The sequence below is a fragment of the Cupriavidus sp. 01L43 genome, from assembly GCF_056399925.1.
Map to the genome: position 1 here is coordinate 1 of NZ_JBFTSH010000030.1, position 11697 is coordinate 11697.

Genomic DNA, 11697 nt, shown 5'->3' on the forward strand with positions numbered 1-11697 from the left:
GAGGGAGGCATTCATGAACGAGCTAAACTCGTACATCCAGTGGTACAACGAGCGGCGCATCAAGTTGTCCCTGCAGGCGATGAGCCCGGTCGACTACCGGCGCCGCTTGGGAATCGCAACCTGAATCAGTCCAAGAAATCGTCCGCAGCCCCGGCTCAGCCACATTCAAATGCAGTCCGAGCGTGCTTTTTGTGCGGGGTGTTGATCTTTCGAGGGGGGTGGGGTGGGTGGGGCTGGCCAGGGGCGCCTGAGCCGGAGCAGGGCGGGGCAGTTGCATGACGAGGGGCCACGGCGGAGCCAGGCTCGCAGTCACGGGCAGCTATCGGACCCATAGCGGGCATCGGCCTCGCCTTTAGCAGTCATTTGTGGGGTGGATCGGCCTTGTCCGTCTAGAGGGGAAACTTGCAAACCGGGACCCGTGAAACGCGCGGGGCATGACATCAGAATCTGACGTTAGACGAAAATTCCACGCAGATCAGGCTGAAATCGCGCGAATTTGCGCTTTCGCCGCCACCTTCTAAGCTGCTCTCATTGCCTGCGGCCCTCATGCGTTTGCCGCGCGCGTCCCCGCGTGCCGAACGATGAGGCGCCAATGATAAAAAGAAGATGCTCAAGGCTGTACGGCTGACGCTCGGCCTGTTGTGGGCCGTGGCAACCGGCCTGACGCAGGCAGCACCCGACACGGTGCAGTATCAGGTGCCGATGGCCGAGGCACCGGTCTTTGTCACGCAGGCCATCGACACGTTGCCGGTGCGCGGCACCCGGGTGATCTCGGTGATGGCGTGCGGGATGGAACTCGACTTCGTCAATCGCTTCCGCGCGCACGACAGCAGCGAGGACATGGCCGCCGAAGTCCTCGGCAAGGTCGTGTGGAGCCAGCTCGGCAGGCGTCGTTTGCCATTGGCGGAGTTCGAACCGGGCTGGTGTACGGCAACGGTGACGTTCGACCGTACCGTGATCTGCCGGCTGTTCAAGGACGAGTGCAGGTCCACTGACGAAGCGACCCGCATCGCTGCCGCAGACAAGTTCCTCGACGATCCCATCTGGAAAGCGCTGGTGAGCCCGCCAGAAGGCGGCCTGCCCGATGTGGCACCACTGCAGCAGAAGCTGGTGGGATTCGCGCCGCTCGTATGCGCAACGCCCGGTTTCTACAACGTATCGGCTGTCCTGCAGGATCCACCGGACCCGAGCATTCCGACAGACTTCGGACGCGTACACCTGACCTTCCGCATTGCCACGGCCTGTCTGATTGCGCAGGCCAACACGGCGCTGCTCAATATGTCGCGGGGCACCCAGCAGGTGGGGACGGACGGGATGCTGTGCGCGGGCCGCGTGGGCAAGACGCACGGCGACTGGGACGCCACGTTGAAGGACCTGATCCGCGTGGCCGAGCTGGACCGCGCGCGGCCCATCCTGTCACAGGAAGCGAGGACCAGGCTCAACGATCAATTGATCGATATCGATGGCGGCCCCGCGCAGGAGCGCTATCACCTGTGGGAATGCGGCAACGAGGAGCGCAGTGTCGGCAGCCCGCAAGAGCGATCGGACGACCGCGACGGCTTCGACGGGTTCATGAAAGACCTGGCGAACACGCTGGAAGACCTCGCCTGGATTCTGCTGATCATCTTCCTGATCGCTGCGGCGGTGGCGGTGACCATCTTCACTGCCGGTCTTGGCGGCGTGCTCCTGCTGGTGCTGGTAAGCGTGGTGGCCGCGGGGGTCGCCACGGCAGCTGCCCTCGCGCTGGTGCTCACGATTCCGGAAACCGAGAATCACCTCTTCCTGATCAACACCACGAAGTACCTCAACAACCAGTACATCATGTCGATTGGGGGCACCGGCTATGCGAGCGACCAGAAGAATCTGCGCGAATGGCTGCTGGAACATACCCAACGCGTGGTGAAGGCCGACTTCCTCGAATACAACAGCCGGCCCTATCAGCGATACAGCCTGGCCGCGATCATGAACCTTGCCGATTTTGCCAAGGACCCCGATGTCAGAACTGGCGCGCAGCTTGCGCTTGAGTATGCGGTGGCGAAGTATGCGATATCGAGCAACGAAGGGCGGCGCATCGTGCCATATCGCCGCAAGCGCGAGTACCTGTTTCACGTCGATGGCCTGCCTCACGATCCCAAAAAATGGCCGTTCAACGGATTGTTCGACCTCAGCGAGGGCGCCGACTACCTGCACGCCCTGGGACTGCTGTACTTCGGCCCATCGCTGAACCTGCCAGCAGGCGGCGGCAATTCCTATGCGGCCACCAGCGCGTACGCGTCGCAGGCGATCTATGCGGCCACGTCATACTGGCGGCCCGACGAAGCCATCTTCTCGTTGGCGATGGAACGCGGCCATGCGCCGCTCGTGCATCAGCGCATTCACCACGATGGCTGGGAGATCGTTTCCAGCGGGGCCAGTTTCACGATCACGGCCGGCGGCGTGACCACGGGCATGCCGATGAACACGACCACCGATGGACTTGACGGCACCATCCTCAAGGACACGCAAGACGGCCTGGGCGCGGCGGTGCCGACGACGCTGATGCTGGCCGGCCCCCCGCACGTCGCACCGCTGTTCGACCGCAAGGAACGCGTTCGGGAATCAGATACACGCCGTTCTTCGTTGGAGCGTTTCCTGCGTTTCGATGGCAGGCGGGCGGAGGTGGGGGGCCATGCCCCCAGCTACGACCAGAACCTGTGCGTCTGGGACGGCTTCGCTTGCGGCGTCAATCTCATGATTCCAGACGACCTGAGAGCGTGCATGAAGCCGGATGACCAGCGCCCGAACTGGTTCCTGGTCCGGTCCGACGATCCCGCGTGCCCGGGTTACAACGCCGGTCCCACGTTCTGGATGGCCATCTACAACGAGCCGCGCGCAGGGAACGACTCGCGTTTCGGCCCGTTCGATAACGTCGGCCTGATCGAGATCGTCGACGGCGCGGAGATGGACTTCGAGACATTCAGCACGCGCGCGCGGCAACGGAATCCGGGGCCCGGTCCGCTGATGGGCACGGGCTCCGCCTGCAATGGTGAATACGTGTCGGTGCGAGGCGCGACCGGCCAGCGTATCGGTTTCGATTGCGTACAGGTGACGTCCGTCAACGGCACCGCACAGCCGGACCGCGATGACTGGCCTCACGCGGGCGCCGCCCCGGGCGCGCTGGGCGTGGCGCCCATGACATCGGGCGGCGACGGCCGCGTCGAGATCACCAGTCCGGTGACGCGGCGCAGGATCGTGCTCGATTTCACGCGGCTGGATAACCCGATGTTCATCCTGCTGGGTCCGCCATGAACCTGATTACGAAGTGGTTGCACGGTATCGTGCCAATGCTCGTCGCGGGCCTGGCCCATGCCGATGCCACCGTCACGGCCTGCGGCCAGGACGTCTGGCCCGGTGATGCACGCACGGACCTGAGCGAGGCGCTTCAGGCCGGCGGGCGTATCACGTTTGCTTGCGCCGGGACCATCGCCTTCACCACCACGCATGCGCTCAGCCGGGACGTGGTGATCGACGGCGAGGGCAAGGTCACGCTCGATGGCAACGGACACCGCATGTTCGGGATCCGCGCCGGTGTACACGCCTCGTTCACGCGCATCACGATCCGTGGGGGCGGCACATCGGGCGGCAACCCAGGCAGCGTGATTTCGGGGGAAGGGGCGGTATCGTTGCTGGCAGGGACCACCATCCGCAACTCAATTCGTCCGATCTGGCTGCTGGCGGGCAATCTCGTCTTGCGCGATGCCTGGATTGCCGAGAATACCGGTCCCGTGCTGGTGGTGTCCGAAGGAGAACTCGATATCTCGCAAAACAGTCGTCTGACCGACAACAAGGGTGGCGAGGTGCTAGCCACGGGGCCGGGCACCACGGTGCGCATTGCGGATACCCAATTCCTGCGCAATGGCCACGCCAGCTTTGGCGGCAGCGCGGCGGGAAACTGCGAAGTCACCATCCGGAATGCCTGGTTTGCCGATAACGCCGATACACAGGACGGCGGCGCCATCCTGTCGCGCTGCGCGCTGACCGTGGAAGACAGCCAGTTCGAGCGCAATCGCGCCGGCGGCGATGGCGGCGCTATCCGCCAGACACACGGTGCCACGGCGGTCATGCGCAAGGTGACGTTCCGCGCCAACCAGGCGGCCGGCAGCGGGGGCGCCATCGCGGCCGTCTGGGATTTGCAACGGCAGGGCAGCCTGCGCGTGCGAAACAGCCGATTCGAGCGCAACGTCGCCACCCGTGCCGGCGGCGCAATCTATGCGGGAGAGTCTGCGCTGGTGGAGATCAGCGTCGATGGCTTTGTCGGTAACACGGCCGGTACGGCGGGCGGCGCCATCTACGCGCGGCAGGCGCGGCTCGACAGCAGAGGCAGCCTGTTTCGCCAGAACACCGCCAATACCGGCGCCGCTATTCAGACGCTGTGCATGCCGGCCATGGGGCAGATTGCGAACACGATCCTTGTCGACAACTCGGCAAAGCAGGGCGCTGGCGCGTTCCATGGCGGCAACGTGCGATTCCTGAACGTCACCATCGCCGGTAATGGCAGCCGTCCCGTACAGCACGCCCAGCTTTGTGTGATACATCGGCCATCGAGTTCGCCAACACCATCGTGCTGGGTAACTGGAATGGCGCCTGCGGGGGCGCGGATGCGCAGCGCACATTCCGCGACCTTGGCCATAACCTCCAGTTTCCCGGTAATGCCTGCGGCAGCACGATTCCCAGTGTTTTCCCGATACTGGGGCCGTTTTATGCACCGCTGCGTCCACTGAGTCCGGCCGGCAACGGTGGCGACAATGCGCTATGCATGGCGGCTCCGATCAATGGGCGGGACATCTTCGGCACACATCGGCCGCAGGGTGAGGCGTGTTCGATCGGCGCGGTGGAAGGGGACCTCTCGACCCTGTTCGACCGTTACTGGCGCAAACGGCGCGACGCGTTGACGAAGTAGAGAGGCGGCGCCGATCGCAGCAGAGTGTGCGTACTCCGAACGGGGTAAGCCGTGAGTAGCATGGCAACAAGTGAAAGACATCCTATGCTCGGCGCATGCTGCGCTGCATCGATTTCCGCTCTCGCCATCCACGAAATGCGCATCGGACCAGAATTGCTGCTGGGCTCTGTCTCCATCAAGTTAGTTTTTTTGAGGCGTGCCCCTTGAGACACTCCTACACAGCATACGGGCGTGAAAATTCAGTCGCGCGAGAACGTGGCTCCGCCGGTTGGCCGGATATACCGTGGGGTTGGCAGCCCCATGGCCTTGGCGGCATTGAGAATGCCGTCCTCGATCGCACCGGCGTCACGCACGGACTGGTATTCGCCGTCCTTGAAGATTACGTTGGCGCCATAGACGACCATAAAGCCCTCAGCGGGCTCTTTGGCATCGGCCGGTACCGAGAACGTGTGAATGGAGCCGCCCGGTTCATACAGGTAACTACCGGCTGTTTGCGGGTCCTCTGGGTACTCGACATAGTTCCATTCGCCCTTCGTCGTGAAGAAGTGGACGGTCCCGGTGTGGAAATGGGGCGGCAGTGTCGTGCCTGGCTCGAATTTTCCGTACAGGACCCAGACACCGCTCTCACGATCGAGGAAGAGCGGGACGATGGTGGAGCCGGATTCCGAGCCTGGGAACGCCACTGCATCGTGAATGTTGAGGGACAGCAGTCGATCCTGATGGGTAAAGACCTTGGGCAATGCCATGATGCAAATCTCCTGAGGCGACGAGTCGAATCGCGCGGATATAGATGTGTCTCGTCGCCGGTATGTTGAAAGTGTCCGGAAGTCCGGGTGGCTCAGAGATAAAGTCCGCCATCGACTGCAATCTCGGTGCCGGTGATGTAGCGAGATTCATCGCTTGCCAGGAACAGCGACGCATAGGCGATGTCCCATGGAGTGCCTTGGTGGCCCATCGGGCAACGCAGATTTCGCGCGTCGCGTGCGGCTTGTCCCGCCGCAGCGTCACCCTTGGTCAGGTGCGCGGCGTGTGGTGTGTCGATCAATCCGGGGACCACGACGTTAGCCCGAACATGATCAGAAGCGTAGCGGCGCGCGAGCACACGCGTCATATGGTTGAGCGCCGCCTTTGACGTGTTGTAAGCCAGAAACGGCATCGGGCTCCATTTTCGGCTGGCGATCGACGAAATGTTTACGATCGAACCACCGCCCTGTTGCACCATGCGAGGGACTACCTGCTGGCATGCCAGCATGACGCCTTTGAGATTGATGTCGAAGACGCGATCCCAATCTTCTTCGCGGATATCCTCGAGCTCCGCCACGATCTCGATACCGACATTGTTATGTAGTACATCGATGCGTCCGAACTCGGATGCGCAATAGCTGGCCATGGCTGCAAGCTGGGCCTTACTGCATACGTCGGCCTCGAACGGCAGTGCATCGCCGCCGGCTTCGCGGATTTGCTCAACAACGCGTTGCGCGGCTTTGGTGTCGCGGTCTACGCAGAGGACGCGCGCGCCTTCCCGCGCATAGACAATGGCCGCGGCAGAGCCATTGCTGACGTCCGCGCCACTAGAGCCAGCGCCCACGACGATGGCGACCTTACCGGTCAGCCGGCCATGCCCACTGGCGATTGCAAGTGCTGAATCTCCCATGCCGGCGTCCCTTAGCGCAGGCCGAGCGCGCGCAGCTTGGCGTCGGGCGCCGAGTATGGGCGCTCGCAGATGATCTTGTTCGAGCCCGGCGCAAACTCGAACGTGGCGGCCATTCGAACCCGGAAGGTGCGGCCCGTCGGTGCGAAGGTCTTGCCATTGGCCTGGAGCGGACCGAGATGCGTGCCCTGCAACCAGAACTCTACGAGCACCGTTTGGTCGACGGCAGCAATGGCGATAATTTCGTTCTTGAGGTCGGGGAAGGGAATCCGCGACGAATCAAAGTAGCCGCGCACCTCGGTTTCTCCGTCAAAGACAACGCCGCTGCCATGCATTTCGTAACGGGGGTGGGCAAACGTATCGATGACGGCATCCCAGTCATGGACACATTCCAGAGCCATGTGGTCCCGCACGGTCTTGATGCGTGCGGCGTCGAGCGTAGCTGACATTAAAAATCTCCTGTGGTAGATGATGAGAATTCGAATGGTGATCGGGTGCTGTGTGTGCGGCCGGTCGCTCAATCCAGCTTGATGTTCGCTTGCGTCGCGATTGCCTTCCACATGGGAATATCGCGGGCATTGACAGCCTGTTGCTCAGGTCCGGGCACATACTTTGCAGTGATACCCAGCGAGAGCAGCTTGTTGACGACGTCAGGTTCCTTGAGCGTGGTTTCCAGGACGCGAGACAATTTCTCCACGATGGGTTTTGGCGTCTTTGCTGGCACGTACATGACCCAGGTCAGTTCGCGGTCGAAGTCCACCCCCTGTTCCTGGTAGCTGGCGACGTTTGGCAAGCTAGGCGAACGTCGCGTGCATACAGCGAGCGCCTTGACCTTGCCTTCCTTGACGAAAGGGGTGGCAGTCACCATATCGACGAAGCCCACAGAGATGTGGTTGCCGAGGATGTCGGTCACAATCTGCGACGTGCCCTTGTATGGCACGTGCTGCATCGGTATGCCGGTCTTCTGGCTCAGGACCTCGCCACAGAAGTGGCCCGTGGATCCCGCCCCCCAGCTTGCATACTGAATCGGCGTCTTGTCCTTGCGCGACAGCGCAATCAGTTCCTTGAGGTTGTTCGCTGGATACTGATTGGCAGCAATCATCACGATTGACGAATTCCCTATCGCCCCCAGACTCTGGAAGTCGCGCACCGGGTCGTAGGGCAGTTTCGTGTACGTGGCCGGCGCAAGCTGGTGGGTCGACATGCCGCCGATCATGATCGTGTAGCCGTCCGGTGCTGCGGTGGCGACGGCGTGGGTACCGATCGTGCCAGCCGCACCCGGCTTGTTCTCCACCACTACCGGCTGCTTGAGTTGCGCCGCGAAGCGTTCGGCGAGCAGGCGGCCGAGAATGTCGCCGCCGCCGCCGGCGGAGAAGGGCAACAGCATGCGGATAGGGCGATCGGGATAAGTGGCGACATCGCCGGCCTGGGCGGCGGTGGTGGCAAGGGCGAGCAGGGCGCTGGCGAGAAATCTGTTCATGGCTGTCTCCGTGGGTATCCGTCCGTTCTGCGATGCAGACGTCTTCAGTGCGTTCCAATCAATGTGGAAACGTTTCCATGAAAGTTTGGTAGACCATGTGGGGCACGGCAATCATGGTAAACTCTATGTCGCATCTGAACGCAACGCAGACTAGAGTTGGAACTGGAAACGTTTCCAATTTTGGGGAGGGAGGCAATGAGTTTGCTGTTTGGTGGCGTTTGCCAGATTGGCTATGTCGTGCGCGACATTGAGAAGGCCATGCGGCACTGGAGCGACGTGTTGGGCGTCGGCCCCTGGTTCTACAAGGAAGCCGTTGGTACCACCGAGTTCCGTTACTACGGGAAGACATCGGCACTGCCAGACCTGTCTATCGCCCTTGCCAATTCAGGGGGCGTCCAGATCGAGCTGATCCAGCAACGCAACGAAGCGCCGTCGCTGTATCTGGATTCCCTGAAGCGGGCAGGAGAGGGCATGCAGCATATCGCCTACTGGACAGACGACCGGTTCGACGAGTACGCGGAAGCCTTACGTGGGCGCGGCTACGTAGAGGGGCACGGTGGCCGCATGGGCATGCGCGGCCGATTTGCCTATTACGTCCACGCGGACTTGCCGGGCAACATCGTGGAGATTTCGGAAATGGCGGGCGGCAAGGGCGAGTATTTCGCGTCGATTGCCGCCGCTGCCAAAGGCTGGGACGGCGCTGATCCCATCCGCCGGATCGGAGCGCCGCAATGACCGCCAACGAAAGCAGGGAAGCAGGGCGACGCGTCGGGGTGGTGACGGGCGCTGCGCGTGGCATTGGATTGGCGATTGGTGCCCGTCTGGCCGCAGAGGGTTTTTCCGTAGCATTGTGGGATCGCGATGCCGGGCAACTCAACGAGGCTGTGCAATCGCTGCGTGCAAGTGGCGCAAACGCGATGTCTGTCGCGGTTGACATTACGGATCGCGCTCAGGTCGACCGCGCGCTGGCACAGTCCACGGAAGCGCTGGGAGCGCCCACGGTGCTGGTCAACAATGCCGCGATTCTGGGGCGCAGCGGCCCGACGATCGAGGCCTCTCTCGATGAATGGAAGCGCGTCTTCGACGTGAACGTCTTTGGCGGGTTGCTGTGCGCGCAGGCTGTGATTCCCCTCATGGTGAGTCACGGTTATGGCCGCGTGGTTAATGTGGCGTCGATTGCCGGGAAGGAGGGCAACCCCTTCGCCGGCGCCTACGCTGCATCGAAGGCTGCGCTGATATCGATGACCAAAAGCCTGGGCAAGGAATTGGCCGAAACCGGTGTGCTGGTCAACTGCATCACGCCCAGCGCGGCTGACACCGATATCTTCGGCGTCTACGACGATAGCCAGCGTGCGCAACTGCAGGCGCGACTGCTGGAGCGCGTGCCGATGAAACGCTTCGTCCGCGTCGAGGAGGTCGCCGAGATGGCGGCCTGGCTGTGCTCCGCGCGTTGCAGCTTCAGCACCGGGGCGGTTTTCGACATCAGTGGCGGCCGTGCGATGTACTAGATGTGGCAAGGGGCGGGGCGGATTTGGGCGATAATCGCGAGCGAAGCCGGCCGCACTGCCGCCATCCGCTAGCAAGCCCCGGGATCAAAAATGAGCAGCCGAACGCGCACCCCTAGTTCCGATACGCCCGCCCGCGTCACGATTCGTGACGTGGCGCGGGCGGCCGGCGTGTCGCTGGGCACGGCCTCGCGGGCGTTAAATCGTAGCGGTCCCGTAAGCGAAGCGGCTCTCCAGGCCGTCGAACGCGCAGCGAAGGCGCTGGCGTATGCACCAGATCCGATCGCGCAGAGCATGCGCACAGGTACTTCTGGCGTGGTGGGACTGCTGGTTTCCGATCTGGCCAACCCCCTGTATGCCCGCATCATTACCGCGGTGGAGATGCGCCTGCAGCGCGAAGGCTACGCCATGGTGGTTGGAAACACTCACAATAGCAAGGCGCAGGAAGAGCTGATGGTGGACCTGTTCCGCCGACGACGCGTCGATGGACTGATTCTCGGGCCCTGTGAAGTAGAGCGTGCCGACTATCTTGAACAGATCTCGCGTGATCTGGCCGTGGTTGCCATGGACCGCGACTTCGGCGAGCAGGGATCGGGCGTTCACGTCGACCACTTCCGCGGCGCATACGAAGCCTGCCGGTATCTGCTTGATCTGGGTCATACGCGCATCGCGCTGATGACCTCCGACGGTGCCTTGCGACCCGGACGCGAGCGTATCGATGGATATCGCGCGGCGATGGCCGAGCGTGGCCTGACGGTGGATGAAACGCTCGTCCGAGCCAGCCGCTCGGCCATGGATTTGTCGTTCAGCGACGCGCTGGCCCTGCTTTCCGCAAAGTCCCGGCCGACGGCATTCATTTGCCTGGGCACGCGCATCCTGTCGGGTGTACTGCAGGCAACGCGACAAACCGGCCATCGGGTGCCGCACGATGTCAGCCTGATCTGCGTCGGCGACGGCGATCTGCCCCAACTGTATTCGCCCGCGATCACCGCGATCAGTTGGGACCTCGAGGCCGTGGGCACGGCCGCCGCTGAAATTCTGCTGCGAGCGATTGGCGGCGCCGCGGAGCGCGCACAGGCGAAGGAGCAGGGGGGGCAGGAAGTACGGCTGACCACGCAAGTCGTTATGCGCGAGTCCTGCGCACCGCCTCCCGCAGCCAAGGCCTGAGCGCACTATCGCCGGGGGCACGCAGCGTGCCTCGACGGAGCCACGACCATCGGGCCCGTATCGCGTGGCCGGAACCACGCGACCAGAATGACCGCCGCCAGTACCAGCGGCAGGCTCAGCAGGTAGGGGCTGAGCGTAAAGCTGCCGGTTGCTGCTGGATCGCGCCGACTGCAGCGGGCGCCACCAGGGCTGAGGCCGCGCAACAACGCCTCTCAACGAATCTGGAACAAATCGAGCCATCCCGCGACACTCCAAAAAGAATAAGGCCTCCAGAAGGCCGCTTGGATTTGCCGCCGCAGCAGCTCAGGCGAGCGAGTTGGTGTACTTGCCGTCGTGGCTACCGGAGAAGGGAAAGTCGAGTGGTACTACCTTGCTCGTTCGCACGACCTGTTCATTCGCTCGACGCGGCCCTTGGCCTGGCTTGTGTTGGCACACAGGATGTCGATGTTCAACTCGAACAGGGCGCGCCCGAACTGCGTATAGCCGCGGCCTTCGGCAGTCTCCTGTCGGTTGACCCGGAAGATCTCGGCCTGTCGGAATAGAAGGCCATCGGCTTGCCGTGCCGTTCGATGTAGGCCCGGGTGACGGCGAAGTAAGCCGGCGTCGATTCGGTCGGCACGAACAGCAGCTCCATTAGCCGGACGGTGGCGTCGTCGACAAACACCAGCCCACGACGGCCTCGATGACTCTGCTGCGATCCAGTTCCCGCATGCTCATGGTGACGTATCCGGTCGTCCCATGGTGTTGCTCCCGTGCGTGAAACGCAAGGCGAACAGCATGGCCAATCCGGACATTTCTATTTGGCTCAGAGGGGCTGCGGACGATTTCTTGGACTGATTCAGGTTGCGATTCCCAAGCGGCGCCGGTAGTCGACCGGGCTCATCGCCTGCAGGGACAACTTGATGCGCCGCTCGTTGTACCACTGGATGTACGAGTTTAGCTCGTTCATGAATGC

General features: G+C 62.7%; 12 protein-coding genes and 1 pseudogene. 7 read left to right on the forward strand and 6 right to left on the reverse strand.

Annotated features, from left to right (window positions below):
* The first annotated feature begins 13 nt into the window (after positions 1–13).
* From AC1DP9_RS27385 to AC1DP9_RS27400, 4 genes are all read left to right on the forward strand, one after another.
* Positions 14–124, forward strand: coding sequence for an IS3 family transposase (locus AC1DP9_RS27385; protein WP_477109043.1), 111 nt, complete (start codon positions 14–16; stop codon positions 122–124).
* 482 nt (positions 125–606) lie between these two features.
* Positions 607–3288, forward strand: coding sequence for a hypothetical protein (locus tag AC1DP9_RS27390; protein WP_477109038.1), 2682 nt, complete (start codon positions 607–609; stop codon positions 3286–3288).
* On the forward strand, positions 3285–4760 hold the full coding sequence (locus AC1DP9_RS27395) for a hypothetical protein (protein ID WP_477109039.1): 1476 nt from the start codon (positions 3285–3287) through the stop codon (positions 4758–4760). The genes AC1DP9_RS27390 and AC1DP9_RS27395 overlap by 4 nt, the downstream gene beginning before the upstream one ends.
* Before the next feature lie 35 nt (positions 4761–4795).
* On the forward strand, positions 4796–4939 hold the full coding sequence (locus AC1DP9_RS27400) for a hypothetical protein (protein WP_477109040.1): 144 nt from the start codon (positions 4796–4798) through the stop codon (positions 4937–4939).
* A 239-nt stretch (positions 4940–5178) separates the two neighbouring features.
* Here the strand turns inward: AC1DP9_RS27400 and AC1DP9_RS27405 are convergent, their stop codons facing one another.
* The 4 genes from AC1DP9_RS27405 to AC1DP9_RS27420 all read right to left on the reverse strand — a co-directional run bounded on the left by AC1DP9_RS27405 (position 5179) and on the right by AC1DP9_RS27420 (position 8070).
* Positions 5179–5685 (reverse strand): 2,4'-dihydroxyacetophenone dioxygenase family protein, encoded by a 507-nt coding sequence (locus tag AC1DP9_RS27405; RefSeq protein WP_092301290.1) that lies wholly within the window; start codon positions 5683–5685, stop codon positions 5179–5181.
* 92 nt (positions 5686–5777) lie between these two features.
* The gene (locus AC1DP9_RS27410; RefSeq protein WP_477109041.1) at positions 5778–6593 is read right to left on the reverse strand and encodes an SDR family NAD(P)-dependent oxidoreductase; all 816 of its coding nucleotides are present in this window, start codon (positions 6591–6593) and stop codon (positions 5778–5780) included.
* A gap of 11 nt (positions 6594–6604) precedes the next feature.
* On the reverse strand, positions 6605–7039 hold the full coding sequence (locus tag AC1DP9_RS27415; RefSeq protein ID WP_477109042.1) for an ester cyclase: 435 nt from the start codon (positions 7037–7039) through the stop codon (positions 6605–6607).
* 68 nt (positions 7040–7107) lie between these two features.
* Positions 7108–8070, reverse strand: coding sequence for a Bug family tripartite tricarboxylate transporter substrate binding protein (locus AC1DP9_RS27420; RefSeq protein WP_149135975.1), 963 nt, complete (start codon positions 8068–8070; stop codon positions 7108–7110).
* 195 nt (positions 8071–8265) lie between these two features.
* Between AC1DP9_RS27420 and AC1DP9_RS27425 the strand changes: the two genes are divergently transcribed.
* The 3 genes from AC1DP9_RS27425 to AC1DP9_RS27435 all read left to right on the forward strand — a co-directional run bounded on the left by AC1DP9_RS27425 (position 8266) and on the right by AC1DP9_RS27435 (position 10742).
* Positions 8266–8805, forward strand: a complete 540-nt coding sequence (locus tag AC1DP9_RS27425; protein ID WP_092301301.1) for a VOC family protein — start codon at positions 8266–8268, stop codon at positions 8803–8805.
* Positions 8802–9578 (forward strand): SDR family NAD(P)-dependent oxidoreductase, encoded by a 777-nt coding sequence (locus AC1DP9_RS27430; RefSeq protein WP_441590921.1) that lies wholly within the window; start codon positions 8802–8804, stop codon positions 9576–9578. Before AC1DP9_RS27425 ends, AC1DP9_RS27430 begins: the two co-directional genes overlap by 4 nt.
* A 90-nt stretch (positions 9579–9668) precedes the next feature.
* The gene (locus AC1DP9_RS27435; protein ID WP_092301307.1) at positions 9669–10742 is read left to right on the forward strand and encodes a LacI family DNA-binding transcriptional regulator; all 1074 of its coding nucleotides are present in this window, start codon (positions 9669–9671) and stop codon (positions 10740–10742) included.
* A 395-nt stretch (positions 10743–11137) separates the two neighbouring features.
* Here the strand turns inward: AC1DP9_RS27435 and AC1DP9_RS27440 are convergent.
* Positions 11138–11409 (reverse strand): annotated as a pseudogene (locus AC1DP9_RS27440) (ISNCY family transposase); the annotation flags it as partial.
* Between the two features lie 171 nt (positions 11410–11580).
* Positions 11581–11697, reverse strand: a 117-nt coding sequence (locus AC1DP9_RS27445; RefSeq protein WP_477109044.1) for an IS3 family transposase, incomplete at its 5' end; no start/stop codon positions are given.